Annotated in this window: 14 protein-coding genes and 1 pseudogene; 9 read left to right on the top strand and 6 right to left on the bottom strand. The window is 72.1% G+C overall.

The features are described 5' to 3' along the window. Window positions 1-45: 45 nt before the first annotated feature. Window positions 46-3,039: a bifunctional [glutamine synthetase] adenylyltransferase/[glutamine synthetase]-adenylyl-L-tyrosine phosphorylase gene (locus ACGFT1_RS29310; protein ID WP_373911992.1), complete on the top strand. Its 2,994-nt coding sequence runs from the start codon at window positions 46-48 to the stop codon at window positions 3,037-3,039. A gap of 40 nt (window positions 3,040-3,079) precedes the next feature. On the opposite strand, the gene ACGFT1_RS29305 is transcribed toward ACGFT1_RS29310, so the two are convergent. Then, complete coding sequence (locus tag ACGFT1_RS29305; RefSeq protein WP_373911991.1) at window positions 3,080-3,946, bottom strand: phosphatase PAP2 family protein; 867 nt, start codon at window positions 3,944-3,946, stop codon at window positions 3,080-3,082. A 68-nt stretch (window positions 3,947-4,014) separates the two neighbouring features. Then, window positions 4,015-5,049, bottom strand: coding sequence for a LacI family DNA-binding transcriptional regulator (locus tag ACGFT1_RS29300; RefSeq protein ID WP_373911990.1), 1,035 nt, complete (start codon window positions 5,047-5,049; stop codon window positions 4,015-4,017). Window positions 5,050-5,426: 377 nt separating this feature from the next. Between ACGFT1_RS29300 and ACGFT1_RS29295 the strand changes: the two genes are divergently transcribed. The 7 genes from ACGFT1_RS29295 (at window position 5,427) to ACGFT1_RS29265 (ending at window position 18,065) form a co-directional block, all read left to right on the top strand. Beyond that, a complete protein-coding gene (locus ACGFT1_RS29295; RefSeq protein WP_373911989.1) occupies window positions 5,427-6,701 on the top strand; it encodes an extracellular solute-binding protein in 1,275 nt (424 codons plus the stop codon). 99 nt (window positions 6,702-6,800) lie between these two features. Further along, the gene (locus ACGFT1_RS29290; RefSeq protein WP_373911988.1) at window positions 6,801-7,805 is read left to right on the top strand and encodes a carbohydrate ABC transporter permease; all 1,005 of its coding nucleotides are present in this window, start codon (window positions 6,801-6,803) and stop codon (window positions 7,803-7,805) included. 19 nt (window positions 7,806-7,824) lie between these two features. Beyond that, complete coding sequence (locus ACGFT1_RS29285; protein ID WP_373911987.1) at window positions 7,825-8,730, top strand: sugar ABC transporter permease; 906 nt, start codon at window positions 7,825-7,827, stop codon at window positions 8,728-8,730. A gap of 178 nt (window positions 8,731-8,908) precedes the next feature. Then, complete coding sequence (locus ACGFT1_RS29280) at window positions 8,909-10,594, top strand: glycoside hydrolase family 13 protein (RefSeq protein WP_373912067.1); 1,686 nt, start codon at window positions 8,909-8,911, stop codon at window positions 10,592-10,594. Between the two features lie 132 nt (window positions 10,595-10,726). Further along, the gene (locus ACGFT1_RS29275; RefSeq protein WP_373911986.1) at window positions 10,727-12,103 is read left to right on the top strand and encodes an alpha-amylase family protein; all 1,377 of its coding nucleotides are present in this window, start codon (window positions 10,727-10,729) and stop codon (window positions 12,101-12,103) included. A gap of 161 nt (window positions 12,104-12,264) precedes the next feature. Then, window positions 12,265-17,670, top strand: coding sequence for a pullulanase-type alpha-1,6-glucosidase (gene pulA, locus ACGFT1_RS29270; RefSeq protein WP_373911985.1), 5,406 nt, complete (start codon window positions 12,265-12,267; stop codon window positions 17,668-17,670). A gap of 32 nt (window positions 17,671-17,702) precedes the next feature. Next, the gene (locus ACGFT1_RS29265; protein ID WP_373911984.1) at window positions 17,703-18,065 is read left to right on the top strand and encodes a 5-carboxymethyl-2-hydroxymuconate Delta-isomerase; all 363 of its coding nucleotides are present in this window, start codon (window positions 17,703-17,705) and stop codon (window positions 18,063-18,065) included. A 7-nt stretch (window positions 18,066-18,072) separates the two neighbouring features. On the opposite strand, the gene ACGFT1_RS29260 is transcribed toward ACGFT1_RS29265, so the two are convergent. The 4 genes and pseudogenes from ACGFT1_RS29260 to ACGFT1_RS29245 form a co-directional block, all read right to left on the bottom strand. After that, window positions 18,073-18,789 carry a TetR/AcrR family transcriptional regulator gene (locus ACGFT1_RS29260; protein WP_373911983.1) on the bottom strand — a complete coding sequence of 239 codons (717 nt, stop codon included), beginning with the start codon at window positions 18,787-18,789 and terminating at the stop codon, window positions 18,073-18,075. A 36-nt stretch (window positions 18,790-18,825) separates the two neighbouring features. Continuing rightward, a pseudogene (locus tag ACGFT1_RS29255) lies at window positions 18,826-19,080 on the bottom strand (2Fe-2S iron-sulfur cluster-binding protein); the annotation flags it as partial. A gap of 202 nt (window positions 19,081-19,282) precedes the next feature. Next, window positions 19,283-21,193, bottom strand: coding sequence for a hypothetical protein (locus ACGFT1_RS29250; protein WP_373911982.1), 1,911 nt, complete (start codon window positions 21,191-21,193; stop codon window positions 19,283-19,285). Window positions 21,194-21,242: 49 nt separating this feature from the next. Further along, window positions 21,243-21,761, bottom strand: a complete 519-nt coding sequence (locus tag ACGFT1_RS29245) for a tetratricopeptide repeat protein (protein WP_373911981.1) — start codon at window positions 21,759-21,761, stop codon at window positions 21,243-21,245. Window positions 21,762-21,858: 97 nt separating this feature from the next. Between ACGFT1_RS29245 and ACGFT1_RS29240 the strand changes: the two genes are divergently transcribed. Continuing rightward, entirely contained in the window at window positions 21,859-22,251 is a 393-nt protein-coding gene (locus ACGFT1_RS29240; RefSeq protein WP_356825254.1) for a hypothetical protein, read from the top strand. Window positions 22,252-22,259: the final 8 nt, after the last annotated feature.

Below are 22,259 nucleotides of genomic sequence, written 5' to 3'. Positions count from 1 at the left end.
GCTCTGGAGCCAGGACGACCGAAGATCCGAGGGGAGACCACGGAGATGACGCCGGGGCGCAGGAGCAGCACCTTCACCCGTCTGCTGCGGCACGGCTTCACCGACCCCTCCGCCGCCGAGCGCCTCCTGGACGGCCCCGAACTCGCCCCCGTCCGCGACGACCCGGTCCTCCTCGAGGCCCTCGGCGCCACCGCCGACCCCGACCTCGCCCTGGACGGCCTGGTCCGCCTCCTGGAGGCGCAGGACGGCCCCACGGCCCACCGCTCGCTGCTGGACACCCTCATCGCGGCCAAGCCCCTGCGCGACCGCCTCCTCGGCGTTCTCGGCGCCTCCGCCGCCCTCGCCGACCACCTGGCCCGCCACCCCACCGACTGGCAGGTCCTGGTCACCTACGAGCCGCAGGACCTGCACCCGGGCCTCACGGAGTTCGAACGCGGCCTGGCCGAGGCCGACGACCCGGTCACCCTCCGCGTCGCCTACCGCCGCTGCCTGCTCTCCATCGCCGCCCGGGACGTCTGCGGCACCACCGACGTGGCCGAGGCCGCCGCGGAACTCGCCGACCTGGCCACCGCCACCCTCCGCGCGGCCCTGGCCATGGCCCGGCGCGCCGCACCCGAGGACGCCGCCGCCTGCCGCCTCGCGGTGATCGCCATGGGCAAGTGCGGCGGCCACGAACTGAACTACGTCTCCGACGTGGACGTCATCTTCGTGGCCGAGGCGACCGACGGCACACCCGAGACCAAGGCCATCGGCTCCGCCACCCGGCTGGCCTCCCACCTCATGCGGATCTGCTCCGAGACGACCGTCGAGGGATCCATCTGGCCGGTCGACGCCAACCTCCGCCCCGAGGGCCGCAACGGCCCCCTCGTCCGCACCCTCAGCAGCCACCTCGCCTACTACCAGCGCTGGGCGAAGACCTGGGAGTTCCAGGCCCTCCTCAAGGCCCGCCCGGTGGCCGGCGACGCCGACCTCGGCCAGGCCTACCTCGACGCGCTGCACCCCCTCGTGTGGCAGGCGGCGGACCGCGAGAACTTCGTGGCGGACGTGCAGAAGATGCGCCGACGCGTGGTGGAGAACATCCCCGCGGCCGAGATCGACCGGGAACTCAAACTCGGCCCGGGCGGCCTGCGCGACGTCGAGTTCGCCGTGCAGCTCCTCCAGCTGGTGCACGGGCGCACCGACCCGGCCCTGCGCAGCGGCACCACCCTGGACGCCCTCCACGCCCTCGCCGCCGGCGGCTACGTCGGCCGCGAGGACGCCGCCCGCCTGGACGAGGCGTACCGCTTCCTGCGCTCGATGGAGCACCGCATCCAGCTGTACCGCCTGCGCCGCACCCACCTCGTCCCCGAGGCGGAGGCGGACCAGCGCCGTCTCGGCCGCTCCCTGGGCCTGCGCACCGACCCGGTGACCGGCCTGAACCGCGAGTGGCGGCGGCACACCGGCGTCGTACGGCGGCTGCACGAGAAACTCTTCTACCGCCCGCTGCTCGACGCCGTGGCCCAGCTGGCGCCCGGCGAGACCCGGCTGAGCCCCGAGGCGGCCCGCGCTCGTCTGGTCGCCCTCGGCTACGCCGACCCGGCCGCCGCCCTGCGCCACCTGGAGGCCCTGGCCTCCGGGGTGACCCGCAAGGCGGCGATCCAGCGCACCCTGCTCCCGGTCCTGCTCGGCTGGTTCGCCGACTCGGCCGATCCCGACGCCGGCCTGCTCAACTTCCGCAAGGTCTCCGACGCGCTCGGCAAGACGCCCTGGTACCTGCGGCTGCTGCGCGACGAGGGCGCGGCGGCCGAGAACCTGGCCCGCGTCCTGTCGGCGGGCCGCCTCGCCCCCGATCTGCTGATGCGCGCCCCCGAGGCGGTGGCGCTGCTGGGCGACGGGGACGCCGGCGGTCTCGCGCCCCGCGACCGCGTCCCCCTGGAGCAGGAGATCATGGCCGCGGTGGGCCGCGCGGCCGGCGCCGGGCAGGGCGTCACCGCGGCCCGCGGGGTCCGCCGCCGCGAGCTGTTCCGCACCGCCGCCGCCGACATCGTCGGCTCCTACGGCACCGAGGCCAACGCCGCCGAGACCGACCAGGGTGCGCTCGTGGACCGGGTCGGCGCGGCCGTCTCCGACCTCACCGCGGCCACCCTCGCCGGCACCCTGAGCGCGGTCGTCCGCGACGGCTGGGGCGACGCCCTGCCCACCCGGTTCGCGATCATCGGCATGGGCCGCTTCGGCGGCCACGAGCTGGGCTACGGCTCCGACGCGGACGTGCTGTTCGTGCACGAACCCCGCGACGGCGCGGACGAACAGGAAGCGTCCGCCGCCGCGAACAGGATCGTCGCCGAGATGCGCCGCCTGCTCCAGCTGCCCAGCGCCGACCCGCCGCTGCTCATCGACGCGGACCTGCGCCCGGAGGGCAAGTCGGGCCCGCTGGTGCGCACCCTGAAGTCGTACGAGGCGTACTACCGCCGCTGGTCCCTGGTCTGGGAGTCCCAGGCGCTGCTGCGGGCCGAACCGGTCGCCGGCGACGAGGACCTGGGCCGTCGCTTCACCGCCCTGATCGACCCGCTGCGTTACCCGGCCGAGGGCCTCGGCGAGGACGCGGTCCGCGAGATCCGCCGGCTGAAGGCGCGGATGGAGTCCGAGCGGCTGCCCCGGGGCGCCGACCCCAAGCTGCACACCAAGCTCGGCCCCGGCGGTCTGTCCGACGTCGAGTGGACCGTCCAGCTGCTCCAGCTGCGCCACGGCCACCACGAGCCCGGCCTGCGCACCACCCGCACCCGCGGGGCCCTGGCCGCCGCCCGCGACGCCGGGCTGCTGTCCGCCGCGGACGCGGAGATCCTGGACGAGGCGTGGGTGCTGGCCACCCGGGTGCGCAACGCGGTCATGCTGGTCCGCGGCCGGGCCGGGGACACCTTCCCCACCGAGCCCCGCGAGCTGGCCGCCGTCGGCCGCTACCTGGGCTACGGCGCCGGGCACGCCGGGGACATGCTGGACGCCTACCGGCGCACCGCCCGCCGGGCGCGCACGGTCGTGGAGGAGCTGTTCTACGCGGACTGAACCGGCGCCGCGGGTCCGTGTGCGCCGTGCCGCCGTACCGCTACGCGGACGGAACGGCGGGCACGGGCTCACCCGCGGGCGGCGCCGTCACCCGCCGGGGCAGCGCGTACGGCAGGGTGCCGTACCAGAGCCTGGCCACCGCGAACCCGAAGCACAGACAGACCGCGCCGCCCACCGCGTCCAGCCAGAAGTGGTTGGCCGTGGCGACGATCACCAGGAGGGTGAGCGCCGGGTACACCAGCCCCAGCACCCGCGCCCACGGCACCGAGGCCAGCGCGAACACCGTCAGCCCGCACCACAGGGACCAGCCGATGTGCATCGACGGCATCGCCGCGTACTGGTTCGACATGTGCTTGAGGTCGCCGGACGCCATGGAGCCCCAGGTGTGGTGGATCAGCACGGTGTCGACGAAGTGCCCGCCGCGCATGAGCCGGGGCGGCGCGAGGGGGAACAGGTAGTAGCCCACCAGGGCCACGCCCGTGGTCGCGAACAGGGCCAGCCGGGTCGCCGCGTACCGGCCGGGATGCCACCGGTACAGCCACACCAGCACGCCGATCGTGATGACGAAGTGCAGTGTGGCGTAGTAGTAGTTCATGCCGATGATCAGCCAAGACACCGAGTTCGCGGCGTGGTTGACCGATTGCTCGACGGCGACGCCCAGGCCGTGCTCGACGCGCCAGATCCAGCGCGCGTTGCGCAGCGCCTCGGCCCGCTGCTCCGGGACGGCGTTGCGGATCAGCGAGTACGTCCAGTAACTCACCGCGACCAGAAGGATCTCGAACCACAGCCGGGGCCGTCGCGGACGCCGCAGCCGGCCCAGCGGGCCCCGTCCGGTCTCGCCCGGGACGACCCGCGGAACGGCCACCTGCTCGCGACCTTCCGGCTCTGTCACGGTCGAGTCACCCATAGACACAGAGTCTGCCAGAAAAGGCTTCCCCGCCCGATGATCCCCCGGACGGATCGGCGGCGCACCTTCTACGAGGCACGCAGGGCGCGCGGGGCCGAGGCAGTGGACCCCCGCACCACCAGCTCCGGCATGAACACGAACTCGCTGTGCGGCGCCGGGGTCCCGCCGATCTCCTCCAGCAGCGTGCGCACCGCCGCCTGCCCCATCGCCGGGACCGGCTTGCGGACGGTGGTCAGCGGCGGGTCGGTGAACGCGATCAGCGGGGAGTCGTCGAACCCGACCACCGACACGTCCCGGGGCACCTCCAGGCCCCGCTGCCGGGCCGCCCGTATCGCCCCCAGGGCCATCATGTCGCTGGCGCAGACCACCGCCGTACAGCCGCGCTCGATCAGCGCCGCCGCGGCGGCCTGACCGCCCTCCAGCGTGTACAGCGAGTGCTGGACGAGCTCCGTCTCGACGGTCTGCGCGGGGATCCCCAGCTGCTCCTGCACGGTCCGCACGAAGCCCTCGATCTTGCGCTGTACAGGCACGAACCGCTTCGGCCCGAGCGCCAGCCCGATCCGGGTGTGCCCCAGCGACACCAGATGTGTGACCGCCAGCGCCATCGCCGCCCGGTCGTCGGGGGAGATGAACGGCGCCTGCACCTTCGGCGAGAAGCCGTCCACCAGCACGAACGGCACGCCCTGCGCGCGCAGCCGCTCGTAGCGCTGCGTGTCGGCGGTGGTGTCGGCGTGCAGCCCGGAGACGTAGATGATCCCGGCCACCCCGCGGTCCACCAGCATCTCGGTCAGCTCGTCCTCCGTCGACCCGCCCGGGGTCTGCGTGGCGAGCACAGGCGTGTACCCCTGGCGGGTCAGCGCCTGGCCGATGACCTGGGCCAGGGCCGGGAATATCGGGTTCTCCAGCTCCGGCGTGATCAGGCCCACCAGGCCCTCACTGCGCTGGCGCAGCCGCACCGGACGCTCGTAGCCGAGCACGTCCAGCGCGGCCAGCACGGACTCGCGGGTGGTGGCGGCGACGCCCGGCTTCCCGTTGAGGACCCGGCTGACGGTCGCTTCGCTCACCCCCGCCTGCGCAGCGATATCGGCAAGCCGTGTGGTCACGCCACCGGACTGTACCGGTCGTATGTCCCCTTGCACACCGGCCGGACGCCGGGCGCGGGCGGCCGGGGGGCCTGCCGTGGGTTGCTGCTTCATCGCGCTCCCTCGGTGATGTGGCGGCAAGAGCTTGCAGAGTCTTGCACAGGAGCGGTCCTCGCCGCTCAGCCGCTCCCCCCTTGGGTCGCGCCGCGGTCGAGAGCCGGTCACGGGTGGGTAACCATCGTGCTCCCTTGCACTTTTTTTCTGCAAGGTCTTTCGCAACGCTTACATCGCTGTTACGTTCCCAGTCGCCCGGCCGTGGCAACGGCGCAGTCGGCAAGTCGCAGGGGCGGGCGGTACCGCCTCCTGTACCACTCGGGCTTAACCCTCAAGGAGAACTCATGCGGCGTGGCATAGCGGCCTCCGCGCTGGTGGCGTCCCTCGCCCTCACGGCGACGGCGTGCGGCGGGAGCGACAGCGACAGCGGAAAGTCGGACGGCCCGGTCACCATCACCTGGTGGGACACCTCCAACGCCACCAATGAGGCGCCGACGTACAAGACCCTGGTCCAGCAGTTCGAGACCGCCAACAAGAACATCAAGGTCAAGTACGTCAACGTCCCCTTCGACCAGGCGCAGAACAAGTTCGACACCGCCGCAGGCTCCCAGGGCGCCCCGGACGTGCTGCGCTCCGAGGTCGGCTGGACCCCCGCCTTCGCCAAGAAGGGCTTCTTCCTGCCGCTGGACGGCACCGAGGCCCTCGCCGACCGGGCGAAGTTCCAGCCGAGCCTGATCAAGCAGGCCCAGTACCAGGGCAAGACCTACGGCGTCCCGCTGGTCACCGACACCCTCGCCCTGGTCTACAACAAGGCGCTGTTCAAGAAGGCCGGCATCGGCCAGGCGCCCAGGACCTGGGACGAGCTGAAGTCCGACGCCGCCAGGATCCAGGCGAAGACCAAGGCCGACGGCTACTGGGGCTCCACCGCGGGCTACTACGCGCAGACCTTCCTCTACGGCGAGGGCACCGACACGGTCGACGCCGCCGCGAAGAAGATCACCGTCGGCTCCGCCGCCGCCAAGAAGGCCTACGGCACCTGGCTGAGCACGTTCTCCGGCAAGGGCCTGCACAAGGCCGACACCACCGCCGACGCCTACGCCCACATCCAGGACGCGTTCGTCAACGGCAAGGTCGCCGCGATCATCCAGGGCCCCTGGGAGATCACGAACTTCTACCAGGGCGCGGCCTTCAAGGACAAGGCCAACCTCGGCATCGCCACCGTCCCGGCCGGCTCCGCCGGCAAGGCGGGTGCCCCGACCGGCGGCCACAACCTCTCGGTCTACGCCGGCTCGGACAAGGCCCACCAGGCGGCGGCCCTGAAGTTCGTCAAGTTCATGACCTCCGCGAAGTCCCAGGAGGCCGTCGCCCTGAAGAACTCCACCCTGCCGACCCGCTCCGACGCCTACACCGCCCAGGTCAAGGCCGACCCCGGCATCGCCGGCTACCAGGGCGTCCTCGCCTCCGCCCAGCCGCGCCCGGCGCTGCCCGAGTACAGCTCCCTGTGGGGTCCGCTGGACACCGAACTGCCCAAGATCGCCTCGGGCCGGGAGTCCCTCGACAAGGGCCTGGGCAACGTCGAGCTGGCCATCGCCAAGCTGGTGCCCGACTTCAGCAAGTGAGCCGCAGTGGCCGCCGGATCCCCTCGCCAGGAGGGGAGGGATCCGGCGGCCACCGCCCTGTACCCAGCCCGCATCCTTGATCTTTGAAGGTGTCGAACCATGACAGTCGCCATCGACCGCGCGACCGGCAAGCGCCGCGGTGACCGCGCGCCTCGGCCCGGGCTGGGGCAGCGCATCAGGAACGGCTACCAGAAGCACTGGTACGCCTACGCGATGATCGCCCCGGTGGTCGCCGTGCTCGGCGGCATCGTCGCCTACCCGCTGTTCCGCGGCGTCTACCTCACCCTCACCGACGCCAACAGCCTCAACTCGGCTCGCACCATCGGCGTCAACCACATCGCGGCCACCTACCGGTTCATCGGCCTGGACAACTACAAGGACATCCTGTTCGGCCCGACGGCCTACGACCGGTTCTGGTCGCACTTCCTGTGGACCGTCTTCTGGACCGCCGCCTGCGTGGCCCTGCACTACACCATCGGTCTCGGCCTCGCGCTCATGCTCGACCAGAAACTGCGCGGCCGCACCGTCTACCGGCTGCTGCTCGTGCTGCCCTGGGCCGTGCCGACCTTCGTCACCGTCTTCTCCTGGCGGATCATGCTCGCCGACTCCGGCGTGCTCAACCAGATCCTCGGCGCCCTGCACCTGCCCCAGCCGCAATGGCTGGAGGACACGTTCTGGCAGCGGTTCGCCGCCATCATGGTCAACACCTGGTGCGGTGTGCCGTTCATGATGCTCTCCCTGCTCGGCGGCCTCCAGTCCATCGACTCCTCGCTCTACGAGGCCGCGGAGATGGACGGCGCCACCGCCTGGCAGCGCTTCCGCCACGTCACCCTGCCCGGCCTGCGCTCGGTCAGCTCCACCGTCGTCCTGCTCGGCATCATCTGGACGTTCAACCAGTTCGCCATCATCTTCCTGCTCTTCGGCCCGGCCGGCGCGCCCGACGCCCAGATCCTCGTGACCTGGGCCTACTACCTCGGCTTCGGCCAGCAGCCGCGCGACTTCGCCCAGTCCGCCGCGTACGGCGTGCTGCTGCTGTCGATCCTGACCGTCTTCACCTCCTTCTACTTCCGCTGGCTGAAGCGCAATGACCAGCTCGCCGTCTGACGCCGCAGGAGCCGCCGCCATGAGCACCCCGACCCTGGAAAAGACCCGGACCACGCCGGCCTCCGCCGCCGCGCCCCGGCGCCGCACCCGCCGGCGCGGTGAGAGCGGCCCGCTCGGCACCGCCCTGCTGCACGGCGGCCTCACCGCGGCGAGCCTCATCGCCCTGGCCCCGGTGGCCTGGCTGTTCTACCTGTCCCTCGGCCCGGGCAAGGACGACTACCTGCACCCGGGCAAGATCGCGGACAGGCTGACCTTCGGCAACTACCGTTTCGTGCTGGAGCACACCGCATTCTTCGACTGGTTCAGGTCGACGATGATCGTGGCCCTGGGCACCACCCTCATCGGTGTCTTCGTCGCCGCGACCACCGGCTACGCGGTCTCCCGCATGCGCTTCCCCGGCTACAAGCAGCTCATGTGGGTCCTGCTGCTCACCCAGGCCTTCCCGATCGCCATCCTGATCGTGCCGATGTACGAGATCTTCGGCGAACTCGGCCTCATCGACAGCTACTGGTCGCTGATCATCATCAACTGCACCACCGCCGTGCCGTACAGCGCGTGGCTGCTCAAGGGGTACTTCGACACCATCCCCTTCGAGATCGACGAGGCCGGACGCGTGGACGGGCTCACCCCGTTCGGGACCTTCTTCCGGCTGATCCTGCCGCTGGCCCGTCCGGGCCTTGCCGTCGCCGCGTTCTACAACTTCATCACCGCCGTCGGGGAGGTCGCCTTCGCGACCACCTTCATGCTGGACGACTCCAAGTACACCTTCGCCGTCGGCCTGCAGACCTTCGTCAGCCAGCACGACGCCCAGTGGAACTACATGGCCGCCACCGCGGTGCTGATCGCGATACCCGTGACCGTGTTCTTCTACCTCGTGCAGAAGAACCTCGTCACCGGTCTCACCGCCGGCGGCACCAAGGGCTGACGCCCGCCGGAGACCCCCGCGCGGCCCGGCCGCGCGGGTGGGCGGGCCGCGCGGGCCTTCCCCCCGCCGCTCCGGGGGGGGGACGACCGGACCCCGCCGGCCCCGCGGCCCGCCTCGCAACCCTCCGACCGCCGCCGTATCCACGCCCACCATGCCCCTGTCACGTATCAAGGACGCCATGAGCCAGCAGCACTCCGCCGCACCGGCCCGCCACCTCGCCGCCACCGTCGCCGACCGCCGCGACTGGTGGCGGGACGCGGTCATCTACCAGGTCTATCCGCGCAGCTTCGCCGACAGCAACGGCGACGGCATGGGCGACCTGGAAGGCGTACGCTCCCGCCTCCCGTACCTGCGCGACCTCGGCGTCGACGCCGTGTGGCTGAGCCCCTTCTACGCCTCCCCGCAGGCCGACGCCGGCTACGACGTCGCCGACTACCGCGCCGTCGACCCCATGTTCGGCAGCCTCCTCGACGCCGACGCGCTCATCCGCGACGCGCACGGACTGGGTCTGCGGATCATCGTCGACCTGGTCCCCAACCACTCCTCGGACCAGCACGAGTGGTTCAAGCGGGCCCTCGCCGAGGGCCCCGGCTCACCGCTGCGGGAGCGCTACCACTTCCGTCCCGGCAAGGGGAAGAACGGCGAACTGCCGCCCAACGACTGGGAATCCATCTTCGGCGGCCCGGCCTGGACCCGGGTGACCGAGCCGGACGGCACCCCCGGCGAGTGGTACCTGCACCTCTTCGCCCCCGAGCAGCCCGACTTCAACTGGAACCACCCGGCGGTCGGCGACGAGTTCCGCTCCATCCTGCGGTTCTGGCTGGACATGGGCGTCGACGGCTTCCGGATCGACGTCGCCCACGGCCTGGTCAAGGCGGAGGGCCTGCCCGATCTCGGGTCGCACGAGCAGCTGAAGCTGCTGGGCAACGATGTCATGCCGTTCTTCGACCAGGACGGCGTGCACGACATCTACCGCCAGTGGCGCGGCATCCTCGACGAGTACGCGGGTGAGCGGATCTTCGTCGCCGAGGCCTGGACCCCGACCGTCGAGCGCACCGCCCACTATGTCCGCCCCGACGAACTGCACCAGGCATTCAACTTCCAGTACCTGGGCACGGCGTGGGACGCGGGCGAACTGCGCGCGGTCATCGACCGCACCCTGGAGGCCATGCGCCCGGTCGGCGCCCCCGCGACCTGGGTGCTGTCCAACCACGACGTCACCCGGCACGCCACCCGCTTCGCCAACCCGCCCGGCCTCGGCACCCAGATCCGCACCGCGGGCGACCGCGGACTGGGGCTCCGGCGGGCCCGGGCGGCCACCCTGCTGATGCTGGCCCTGCCCGGCTCGGCCTACGTCTACCAGGGCGAGGAGCTGGGCCTCCCGGACGTCGTCGACCTGCCCGACGAGGTGCGCCAGGACCCGGCCTACTTCCGCGGCGCCGGCCAGGACGGCTTCCGCGACGGCTGCCGGGTGCCGATCCCGTGGACCCGAGAGGGGTCCTCGTACGGCTTCGGCGACGGCGGGAGCTGGCTCCCGCAGCCGGCTCAGTGGGGCGAGCTGAGCGTTCAGGCGCAGACCGGCGCGCCGGACTCCACCCTGGAGCTGTACCGCACCGCGCTGCGGCTGCGCCGGTCGCGGCCGGACCTCGGCGCGGGCGACGCGGTGGAGTGGCTGCGGGCGCCCGAGGGCGTACTGGCCTTCCGGCGCGGCGACTTCGTCTGCGTCGCGAACACCACGGGCGAGACGGTGCGGACCCCGGCGTACGGCCGGGTGCTGCTCAGCAGCGGCGAGGTCGCGGAGACCGGCGGCGGCGAGGCGCAGGTCCCCGCCGACACGACCGTGTGGTGGTCCGCCGCGGTCTGACGGATCGTTGGAAACTTCTTGCATCAACTTCACACCGGCCCGCTGCCTTTTCCGGCAGCGGGCCTTTAACATCTGCGTCACTGCAATTTTCAGACATTGCAGCAAGAACCTTCAGCGTCGAAGGAACCCCACATGGCACGCAGGATCCTCCCCGCGGGGCTCGCCCTCGCAGCCGCCCTCATGGTTGGCATGAACCCGACGAGCGCCGAGGCCTCCCCGCCCGGCACCAAGGACGTCACCGCCGTCCTCTTCGAGTGGAACTTCGCCTCGGTCGCCAAGGAGTGCACCACCACCCTCGGCCCCGCCGGATACGGCTACGTCCAGGTCTCCCCGCCCGCAGAGCACATACAGGGCTCGCAGTGGTGGACGTCCTACCAGCCGGTGTCCTACAGGATCGCCGGCCGTCTCGGCGACCGGGCCGCCTTCCAGAACATGGTGAACACCTGCCACGCCGCGGGCGTCAAGGTCGTCGCCGACACGGTCATCAACCACATGTCGGCCGGCAGCGGCACCGGCACCGGCGGCACGGCGTACACGAAGTACAGCTACCCCGGCCTGTACTCCTCGTACGACTTCGACGACTGCACCTCCCGGGTGTCGAACTACGCCGACCGCTGGAACGTCCAGCACTGCGAACTCGTCGGCCTGGCCGACCTGGACACCGGCGAGGAGTACGTCCGCAAGACGATCGCCGGTTACCTCAACGACCTGCTCTCCCTCGGTGTCGACGGCTTCCGCATCGACGCCGCCAAGCACATCGACAGCGCCGACCTGGCCGACATCAAGAGCCGGCTGGCCAACCCCGGCGTCTACTGGAAGCAGGAGGTGATCTACGGCGCCGGCGAGGCCGTCCAGCCCACCGAGTACACCGGCAACGGAGACGTCCAGGAGTTCCGCTACGCCTACGACCTCAAACGCGTCTTCACCGGCGAGAAGCTGGCCTACCTGAGCAACTACGGCGAGGGCTGGGGCTATCTGAACGGCTCGGTGGCCGGCGTCTTCGTGGACAACCACGACACCGAACGCAACGGCAGCACCCTGAACTACAAGGCCGGCGCCGACTACACCCTGGCCAACGTCTTCATGCTCGCCTGGCCCTACGGCGCCCCCGACATCAACTCCGGCTACGAGTGGACCGACGCCGACGCCGGGCCGCCCAACGGGGGCAAGGTCAACGCCTGCTGGCAGGACGGCTGGAAGTGCCAGCACGCCTGGCCGGAGATCAGGTCCATGGTGGCCTTCCGCAACCTCACCCGCGGACAGGCGGTCTCCAACTGGTGGGACAACGGCAACAACGCCATCGCCTTCGGGCGCGGCACCAAGGGGTACGTGGCGATCAACCACGAGTCCTCGTCGCTGACCCGCACCTACCAGACGTCGCTCGCGGCCGGCACGTACTGCAACGTCCAGAACAACACCACGGTGACCGTGGACTCCGGCGGTCGGTTCACCGCCACCCTGGGCCCCGACACGGCCCTGGCGCTCTACGCGGGCAAGCCGAGCTGCTGACCCGCCTCCGCCCCGTCCCTGAAATCTCTTGCCAATGGTTTCAGGGCTCTTGCTGAAACCTTTTTGCCGGCGGTACGGTCGCGCGGTCGCCCGGCGCCGCAGTGTGCCGCCGGCGTCGGGGCCGTCCCCAAGAGAGCCGCAACCGCAAGGAGTTACCGCCTGTGATACCGAGATGGCCGGCGCCCCGCACGCGCGGTACCCCGCATCGCAGAAGGGCGGCGGCCGTCACCGTCGTCGCCCTGGCCGCAGCCCTGGTCCAGCCACTGGCCGCCCGGGCCGCCACCCCGCCCGCACCCCCCTCGGACGCGAAGCTCGCCGCCCAGCCCGCCCGGCACGACGACACGCGCGAACAGTTCTACTTCGTCATGCCCGACCGCTTCGCCAACGGCGACACGTCCAACGACCGCGGCGGACTCACCGGTTCCCGCCTCAGTACCGGCTACGACCCCACCGGCAAGGGCTTCTACCAGGGCGGTGACCTCAAGGGCCTGGCCGGCAAGCTCGACTACATCAAGGGCCTGGGCACCACCGCCATCTGGCTGGCGCCCATCTTCAAGAACCGCCCCGTGCAGGGCACCGGCGCCGACGCCTCCGCCGGCTACCACGGCTACTGGATCACCGACTTCACCCAGGTCGACCCGCACTTCGGCACCAACCAGGACCTGAGGAACCTCATCTCCAAGGCCCACGCCAAGGGCATGAAGGTCTTCTTCGACGTCATCACCAACCACACGGCCGACCTCGTGGACTACCGGGAGAAGTCCTACGGCTACCTGTCCAAGGGCGCCTTCCCGTACCTGACCGAGGACGGCAGGCCCTTCGACGACGCCGACCGCGCGGCCGGCGGCAAGGGGTTCCCGGCCGTCGACGCCGCCTCCTTCCCGCGCACCCCCGAGGTCCCGGCCAAGGCCAAGGTCCCGGCCTGGCTCAACGACCCGACGATGTACCACAACCGCGGCGACTCCACGTACGCCGGAGAGTCGGCCACCTACGGCGACTTCGCCGGCCTGGACGACCTGTGGACCGAGCGTCCCGAGGTCGTCCACGGCATGGAGCGGATCTACGAACGCTGGGTCAGGGACTTCGCCGTCGACGGATTCCGGATCGACACCGTCAAGCACGTGGACCTGCCGTTCTGGACCCAGTGGGCGACCGCGCTCGACCGGTACGCCGCCGCTCACGGCCGGAAGAACTTCTTCATGTTCGGCGAGGTGTACTCCGCCGACACCTCCGTCACCGCCCCGTACGTCACCCAGGGCCGCCTCGACGCCACCCTCGACTTCCCCTTCCAGGACGCCGCCCGCGCCTACGCCTCCCGGGGCGGCAGCGCCCAGCGGCTCGCCGGCGTCTTCGGTGACGACTACGCGTACACGACCGACAAGGCCAACGCCTACGAGCAGGTCACCTTCCTCGGCAACCACGACATGGGCCGCTTCGGCTACTTCCTGAAGCAGGACGACCCCGGGGCGACCGACGCCGAGATCCTGAAGAAGGACGAACTCGCCAACGAGCTGATGTTCCTCAGCCGCGGCAACCCGGTCGTCTACTACGGCGACGAGCAGGGCTTCACCGGTTCCGGCGGTGACGAGGACGCCCGCCAGACAATGTTCGCCTCCAAGGTCGCCGACTACCTGGACGACGACGAGATCGGCACCGACCGCACCCACGCGAGCGCCTCCTACGACACCCACGCCCCGCTCTACCGGCAGATCGCCGGCCTCGCCCGCCTCCGCAAGGCCAACCCGGCCCTGACCGACGGCGTGCAGACCGAGCGGTACGCGGCCGACGGCGCCGGGATCTACGCCTTCACCCGGACGGACGCCGCAACCGGCCAGGAGTACGTCGTCGCCCTCAACAACGCCGGCACGGCGAAGACGGCCACCTTCCCGACCGGTTCGGCCGGCATGACCTACCGGGGCATCCACGGAGCCGGCGGTACGTTGCGATCCGACGCCGACCGCAGACTCACCGTGACCGTCCCGGCCGGCTCCGCCGTCGTCTACAAGGCGTCCGGCACCCTCGCCGCGCCCACCACCGGACCCACGATCACCCTGAAGGCCCCCGCCGCCGGAGCCACCGGCACCGTGAGGATCAGCGCCGGCACCGGCGGCGGCCCGCTCGACCGGGTCGTCTTCGCCGCACAGACCGGCAACGGCCCCTGGCGGATCCTCGGTTCCGCCGACCACGCCCCGTACCAGGTCACCCAGACCCTCGGCACCGACGTGCCCGCGGGAACCGCCCTGCGCTACAAGGCCGTCGTCGTCGACGCGGCAGGGCACACCGCGAGCGCCACCGCGGACAGCAGCACGGGCACCCCGCCCGCACCCGAGGTGCCCACGGCCACCTCCCGGGACTACGCGGTCGTCCACTACAAGCGCACCGACGGCGACTACACCGACTGGGGCCTGTACGCCTGGGGCGATCTCGCCGACGGCGAGGCCACGACCTGGCCGGCCGGCCACCCCTTCACCGGCCGGGACGCCTACGGCGCCTTCGCCTACGTCCGGCTCAAGCCGGGTGCCTCGAACGTCAGCTTCCTGGTCGTCGACAAGAACGGCGACAAGGACGTCTCCGCCGACCGGTCGATCGACGTCACCAGGACGGGCGAGGTGTGGATCGAGCAGGGCAAGGCCGACGTCCGCACCCAGCGGCCCGGCTACCCGGCCCAGGACACGACCAAGGCCGTCCTCCACTACCACCGGAGCGACGGGAACTACGACGGCTGGGGCCTGCACGTCTGGACGGGCGCCGCTCACCCCACCGACTGGTCCCAACCCCTGGAGCCGGTGAAGACCGACACCTACGGCGCGGTCTTCGAGGTGCCCCTCACCGAGGGCGCGGGCAGCCTCAGCTACATCATCCACAAGGGCGACGAGAAAGACCTCCCGACCGACCGGTCCCTGGACCTCACCGCCGACGGACACGAGGCGTGGCTGGTGAGCGGCCAGGAGCAGAACCTGCTGCCGCAGCCCGCGGGCAGCGCCGCCGCCCTCGACCTGACCACCTCCAAGGCGGTCTGGATCGACCGGGACACGGTGGCCTGGGACGGCACCGGCGGCGCCGCCTCCACCCAGCTGCTGTACTCCCGCGACGGCTCGATCACCGTCAAGAACGGGACACTGACCAGCGACGACGAGCGCTGGCTGCGGCTGACCAAGACCGCGCTCACCGACGCGCAGAAGGCGAGGTTCCCGCACCTGAAGGGCTACACGGCCTGGTCCGTGGACCCGCGCGACCGGGACCGGGTGCGCGCGGCGCTCACCGGGCAGCTCGTCGCCTCGCAGCGGGCCGCCAACGGTGCCGTGCTGGCCGCGACCGGCGTGCAGACCGCCGGTGTGCTGGACGACCTCTACCCGGGCGCCACCAAGGCCCGACTGGGCCCGGTCTTCCACGCCGGCAGGCCGACGCTCTCCGTCTGGGCGCCCACGGCCCGGTCCGTCCGTCTCGACCTGGACGGCCGCGGCGTCGCGATGCACCGCGACCCCGCCACCGGCGTCTGGTCCGTCACCGGCCCCGCGTCCTGGAAGGGCAAGCCCTACCGGTACGCCGTCGAGGTGTGGGCGCCCAGCGTCCGCAAGCTGGTCACCAACAAGGTCACCGACCCGTACTCCGTGGCTCTCACGGCCGACTCGGAGCGCAGCCTCGTCGTCGACCTGAACGACAGATCCCTCGCCCCGGCCGGCTGGTCGGCGCTGCGCAAGCCCAGGGCCGTACCGCTGAGGGACGCGCAGATCCAGGAACTGCACATCCGGGACTTCTCCGTCGCCGACAGCACCGTCCCGGCCAAGGACCAGGGCACCTACCTGGCCTTCACCGACAAGAACAGCGACGGCTCCCGGCACCTGAAGGCGCTGGCGAAGTCCGGCACGTCCTACGTCCACCTCCTGCCCGCGTTCGACATCGCCACGATCCCCGAGAAGAAGGCCGGCCGGGCGACGCCGGACTGCGATCTCGCCGCCTATCCGGCCGACTCCGACCAGCAGCAGGCGTGCGTGGCGAAGACCGCCGCGAAGGACGCCTACAACTGGGGCTACGACCCGTACCACTACACGGTCCCCGAGGGCTCCTACGCCACCGACCCCGGCGGCACCGCCCGCACGGTGCAGTTCCGTCAGATGGTCAAGGCGCTGAACCAGGACGGCCTGCGGGTCGTCATGGACGTCGTCTACAACCACACCGCGGCCGCCGGCCAGGCCGACACCTCCGTCCTGGACCGGATCGTGCCCGGCTACTACCAGCGGCTCCTGGCCGACGGCTCGGTCGCCGACAGCACCTGCTGCGCCAATACCGCGCCCGAGAACGCCATGATGGGCAAGCTGGTCGTGGACTCGATCGTCACCTGGGCCGAGCAGTACAAGGTCGACGGGTTCCGCTTCGACCTCATGGGCCACCACCCCAAGGCCAACATCCTCGCGGTCAGGAAGGCCCTCGACGCGCTGACACCCCAGAAGGACGGCGTCGACGGGAAGAAGATCATCCTCTACGGCGAGGGCTGGAACTTCGGCGAGGTCGCCGACGACGCCCGCTTCGTGCAGGCCACCCAGAAGAACATGGCCGGCACCGGCATCGCCACCTTCTCCGACCGCGCCCGCGACGCCGTGCGCGGCGGCAGCCCCTTCGACGCCGACCCCGGCGTCCAGGGCTTCGCCTCCGGCCTCTACACCGACCCCAACGCCTCCACCGCCAACGGCTCCACGGCGGAACAGAAGGCCCGGCTGCTGCACTACCAGGACCTGATCAAGATCGGCCTGACGGGCAACCTGAAGTCCTTCACCTTCACCGGCAGCGACGGCAAGGAGGTCACCGGAGCCGGTGTCGACTACAACGGCTCGCCCGCCGGATACGCGGACGCGCCCGGCGACGCCCTGGCCTACGCCGACGCCCACGACAACGAGTCCCTCTTCGACACACTGACCTACAAGCTGCCCGCCTCGACGAGCGCCGCCGACCGGGCCCGGATGCAGGTCCTCGCCATGGCGACGGCCACCCTCTCCCAGGGCCCGTCCCTGTCCCAGGCGGGCACCGACCTGCTGCGCTCCAAGTCCCTGGACCGCAACTCGCACGACAGCGGGGACTGGTTCAACGCCATCCACTGGAACTGCGCCGACGGCAACGGCTTCGGCCGTGGACTGCCCATGGCCGCCGACAACCGGTCCAAGTGGACGTACGCCAAGCCACTGCTCACCTCGGTGAGAGTCGGCTGCCCGCAGATCACCGGGGCCTTTGCCGCCTACCGGGACCTGCTGCGGATCCGGACGAGCGAGAAGGCCTTCTCCCTCGGCACCGCCGCCCAGGTGCAGGAGCACCTCTCCTTCCCGCTGTCCGGCAAGGACGAGACACCCGGCGTGATCACCATGCGCCTCGGCGACCTGGTCGTCGTCCTCAACGCCACGCCCCGGCAGCAGGAGCAGCGGATCAGCGCCCTCACCGGCCGGCACTACCGGCTGCACCCGGTGCAGGCCGCCGGCGCCGACCCGGTCGTGAAGAGCGCCTCCTACGCGACCGGCTCGGGTACCTTCACCGTGCCGGCCCGGACCGTGGCGGTGTTCACCCGGACCGGGAACTAGGCTGAGGCCATTGCCGTGGAACAGGAGTGCGCATGCCGCAGATCACCGTCGACTACTCCGACACCGTCGCGGACGCCTTCGACCGCGAGGGGTTCGCGCGGGCGCTGCACCAGGCGACCGTGGAGATCGCGGCGGCGAAGCCGGAGGCCTGCAAGACGCAGTTCCGGCCGAGCGCGCTCACGGTGTTCGGGTACGAGGACCCCGGGGCGCGCGGGCACGCCGTCGTGCACGTGACGATCGGGCTCCTCGCCGGCCGCAGCGACGAGACGAGGACGAGGCTCACCGAGGCGGTCCTGGAACTGCTCCGGGAGCACGTGGCGGAGGCGGCGGTCACCCTGCACGCCTCCGCCGAGGTCCGTGACCTCGACGCGTCGTACCGGAAGTTCGACCGGTAGCCGGCGCTCAGGACGCCAGGGACATGAGCCGGCCGGCCAGCTCCGCGAAGGGGCCGTCGGCCGGCTCGTCCCGCATCATCGTGCGCACCAGCGCCGCCATGTCCGGGTCGTGAGCGGCGCTCACGGCGGTCAGCGCGGCGAAGTCGTGCACGAGCTGCGTCTCCAGTTCGGCGCGCGGGATGCGGCGGCCGTCCAGCCAGAGCAGGGCCGTGGACTCGGCCAGCGAGATCCAGGAGCGGACGACCAGTTCCAGCCGCGCGGGCGCCTCGGTCACGCCCAGGTGCGACAGCATCTGGTCGTACGCGGCCTGCCGTACGGAGTCGATGAGCGCGTGGGTCGCCGACGCGTGCTCCCGGGAGCCGATGCCGTCCGCGGGCACGGCCGGGCCGCCGCGCATCAGCGCCGAGAAACCGGGTCCGTGCTCGTCCACGAAGTCGAAGTAGCGGCGCATCACGCGCAGCAGCCGGGCACCGAGCGGACCCTCGTGCGGCTCGTCGAAACGGCTCGCGAGATCCTCCGCGGCCCGCTTCAGCGCGGCCTCGTACAGGCTGAGTTTGCCGGGGAAGTAGTGGTAGACGAGCGGACGCGAGATGCCCGCCGCCGTCGCTATCTCGTCGATGGAGACCTCGTCGGGCGAGCGCCGGCTGAAGAGGTCGAGGGCGACACCGATCAGCTGCTGCCGCCGCTCCTCGACGCCCATCCTGCGGCGAACCCCGGTACTCATGCGAACACCTTACCGATCGGATTCGGCCGCCGGTGTTCACATGTCGAGCACCAGGCGGTCGCCCCGGGTCCGTGAGACGCAGATCAGCAGGGAGTCGGTCCGTTCCGCGTCCGTCAGCAGCCCGTCCCGGTGATCGGCCTCGCCCTCCAGCACCCGCTGCCGGCAGGTCCCGCAGAACCCCTGCTCGCAGGAGTAGGCGGTGTCGGGCAGCGCGCGCCGCACGGCGGCCAGGACCGAGGAGCCGGCCGGCACGGTCAGGGTCCGCCCGCCGCGGCGCAGTTCGAGCTGGAACTCCGCGTCGCCGGCGCCCCGCCGGGCACCCGGTGCGGCGGTGTGTCCACCCACGAGAAGGACACGTCGCGGGCCCTGAGAGCGACCCGCTGACTCCACCGGCCGGGTCTGCTCATGAGACATGGCGTCCATGTACGGGCGGGTGCGGCGCCTGAGAACCCCCGCGCTACGCCTTGTTGACGTCGGTGTCACCGAGGGGCGATCACCGCAGCCCGGTGATCTGCCGCCCGTCCGCCAGTGTGCCGGCCAGATCGGCCCGGACGCCCTGTGTGGCCCTGGCGGTCAGCAGCGGGCCCCGCGCCGACGCGGTCACCCCGCCCGTCGCCGAGACCGACGACGTCCCCGCGCTGCCCGCGGCCAGCAGGTACCAGTGCCCGCCTCCCGACTTCCACAGCACCCCGGCCAGCACATGCGGATCCCGGGGCCCGCAGGCCGGCACGTCCGTGCCCCTGGCGACGACCGCCCCGACCGCCCCACCCGGCGTACGGAACTGGGCCAGCACGGACGTGCCGTCACCGCGCCAGGTCTCGGCCCGGGTGCACACCCACGAACCGTCCCCGCTGCCGTCGGGCAGCGGCTGCTCGGAGTAGGCCCAGGCGTTGACGCTCCGGACGCCCGCCGAGCGTTCGGCCGCCAGCGAGCAGGCGAACGGCGCCCAGGTGCGCAGCCGTTCGCCACCGGTCACCTCCCGGGGCGAGCCGGGGCGGCCGGCCGTGAGATGGGCCGGCACCAGTTCGCCGAGGTCGCTGGCCACCTCGGTGCCGGACCGTCCGGTCAGCTGGAGCACGGTCCACGAGGTGCAGGAACCGGACCGCGGGGCGGGGCCGGCCACCGGCGCGGTCACCCCGTCGGTCACGGTCAGCGGCACCGCGGCCGTATCCGGCTTCGCCAGGTCACGCTGGGCCGCCCTGCGCACCCAAGGGGCGGTCAGATAGCGGACGTTGCCGTCGGAGCGGCCCAGCACCAGCGCGCTCGCCTCGGCACCCGTCGCGCCGTCGACCCGGGCGAAGTCGAGGGCCGCGCCCGCGGTGCCTACCCTCGGCTCGGCGTACCGGGCGATGCGCAGCCCGTCGTACAGGATCACCACGCGGGCGTTGTCCACCTCACCCGCGTACAGCAGCTGCGGCGGGCCGGCCGGGCCGCCGGTCGCGGTGCCCGGGGGGGCCAGGACGTGGACCGTCTCCCCGGGGCGGGCCCAGACCGCGAGGGCGCGGCGCAGCAGAGCCTGGTCCCCGGTGAGCGGTCCGCGCGCGGGCCACGCCGAGAAGTCCGTGCGGGCCGACGTCCGCCAGGCGGTGGGGGAGACCCGGGTGAGCCTGCCGGGGTCCAGGGCGGCCTCGGCGGCCGGGTTCTCGGCGTAGACGGGCGCGGCGGCGCCGTCCGGGCCCCAGCCGCCGCCCGGCAGGGCCAGCAGGGCGCCGCACACCGCGAGCGCGGCGGCGGCGGCGAGTGCGGCTCTGGTGTGCTGGTGGCGGCGCGTCAGGTCGGTGGGCCGGGCCTGGAGGGCGCACGGGTCGAACTCGGGGGAGGAGAGCAGCCCCGGGTGCGCGGGCACACTGTTCGCCGAGGTGAGCGCGCCGCCCGGGTCGTCCACGCCGGCGGCCTCGAGGAGTTCGCGGACGTCCGGGTCGGACAGCTTCTCCAGGCCGCGCAGCACGTAGGCGGCGCGGGCCGGGGCGGACAGGGCGGACAGCCGCTGGTCCAGCGCGAGGGCGTCCGCTCCGCCCGAGCGCGGCATCAGCCGCAGGCCCCACACCAGGGGCAGCGGCGGCGGCAGCTGGGAGAGCCTGGGCAGGCCCGTGCGCGGGCGGGCCGCCTCCAGGGCCGCCCGCAGGACCCGGCCGCGCAGATAGGCGTACCCCGGGTCGCCCTCCCGGCCCGGCGACTGGGCCGGGATCACGGCCGGTCGCTTGCGGCCGCGGGGCAGGGCGCGCTGGGCGAGGGCGTGTGCGGTCAGCACGCGGCGGCTGCGGCCGGGGCCCGGCGGCAGCACGAGGTAGGCCAGCCGTACCAGTCGGGCGTAGTGCTCGACGAGCGCGGCCTCGGCCTGCTCGACGCCGACGGGACCGGCGGAGGCGGGTGCGTGACGCGGGGCTACATCCTGTGACTGCACGTCCGGAAGAACGAGCGAGCCGTGGGTTGGTCACCGCCGGACGACCGGTTCACGCCTCCGGTTCGACGAGGGCGCGCGCGTAGGCGGCCATCGATCGCTGGTAGCGCGGCAGACGCGGGGCCAGAGCGCCCAGCACGAGGGCGAGCCCCTCGCGGTCGCGGCCGAGGGAGGACAGGCACAGGGCGAGCACGGCGCGCACCGCGTCGTCCAGCTCGTCCGACGGCGCGTCCAGTTCGGGGGTGAGGAGCCGGACCCCCTCCGCCGCCTGCCCGGTGTTGCGCAGGGAACTCGCCAGCTGGATCCGGGCACGGCGGCCCTTGTATCCCGTCAGTCCACGGTCCAGCGCCAGCCGGTACAGCGGCACCGCCCGGTCCGAGCGGCCGGTCGAGTCCCAGGCGCACGCCGACTCGAAGGGGCCGAGCGGGCTGCCGGGCGGCAGTTCGGCCACGAGGCCCTCGATCACCGCGCGGAACTCGTCCGCCCGCTCCTGCGGGTACCCGTCGAAGGACGCCCAGGCGGCGGCCACGCGGTCTTCCCAGTCCTGGTTCACCGGGTCACCCTCGCACACGTGTGCGCGCCGCGGCGAGGGATTTGAGCGGACCGCCCCCGGGAGCCGTATCCGAGGGCGCTGGGGCATGCTCGGCTCACCAGGACCGGAGGAACAGATGAGGTTGACAAGGCTGCTGCTCGGCGCCGCGGCCGTGACGGCGCTGGCGGGCTGCGCCCCGGGCGCCCGCACCGAGGCGGTGCCGCCCACCGCGACCGGCAGCCTGGAGCGCCTGGCCGCCGAGGTGCGCTGCAAGCCGGACATGCAGACCGACGCCGACGAGATCCGCCAGGCGATCTGCCGCAACGGCGACGGGCGGTTCGTCCTCGCCACCTTCGCCACCGACCGCGGCCAGCGCGAGTGGATCAACGAGGCGAAGGACTACGGCGGCCACTACCTGGTCGGCCGCAAGTGGGTGGCCGTCGGCGACGACGGCACGGTCAAGGCGCTGCGCGGCACGCTCGGCGGCGACCTGGAGGCCGGCACCGACCACCACGCGCACAGCGGCTGACACGGCGG

This window comes from Streptomyces sp. Y20, assembly GCF_043195475.1.
Taxonomy (GTDB): Bacteria; Actinomycetota; Actinomycetes; order Streptomycetales; family Streptomycetaceae; genus Streptomyces.
This window is presented reverse-complemented; position numbering and strand designations above follow the sequence as displayed.

Coding starts and splice junctions, on each gene's coding strand:
- ACGFT1_RS29310 (WP_373911992.1), top strand. CDS start 46: ATGACGCCGGGGCGCAGGAGCAGCACCTTCACCCGTCTGCTGCGGCAC.
- ACGFT1_RS29305 (WP_373911991.1), bottom strand. CDS start 3,946: ATGGGTGACTCGACCGTGACAGAGCCGGAAGGTCGCGAGCAGGTGGCC.
- ACGFT1_RS29295 (WP_373911989.1), top strand. CDS start 5,427: ATGCGGCGTGGCATAGCGGCCTCCGCGCTGGTGGCGTCCCTCGCCCTC.
- ACGFT1_RS29290 (WP_373911988.1), top strand. CDS start 6,801: ATGACAGTCGCCATCGACCGCGCGACCGGCAAGCGCCGCGGTGACCGC.
- ACGFT1_RS29285 (WP_373911987.1), top strand. CDS start 7,825: ATGAGCACCCCGACCCTGGAAAAGACCCGGACCACGCCGGCCTCCGCC.
- ACGFT1_RS29280 (WP_373912067.1), top strand. CDS start 8,909: ATGAGCCAGCAGCACTCCGCCGCACCGGCCCGCCACCTCGCCGCCACC.
- ACGFT1_RS29275 (WP_373911986.1), top strand. CDS start 10,727: ATGGCACGCAGGATCCTCCCCGCGGGGCTCGCCCTCGCAGCCGCCCTC.
- ACGFT1_RS29265 (WP_373911984.1), top strand. CDS start 17,703: ATGCCGCAGATCACCGTCGACTACTCCGACACCGTCGCGGACGCCTTC.
- ACGFT1_RS29260 (WP_373911983.1), bottom strand. CDS start 18,789: ATGAGTACCGGGGTTCGCCGCAGGATGGGCGTCGAGGAGCGGCGGCAG.
- ACGFT1_RS29240 (WP_356825254.1), top strand. CDS start 21,859: ATGAGGTTGACAAGGCTGCTGCTCGGCGCCGCGGCCGTGACGGCGCTG.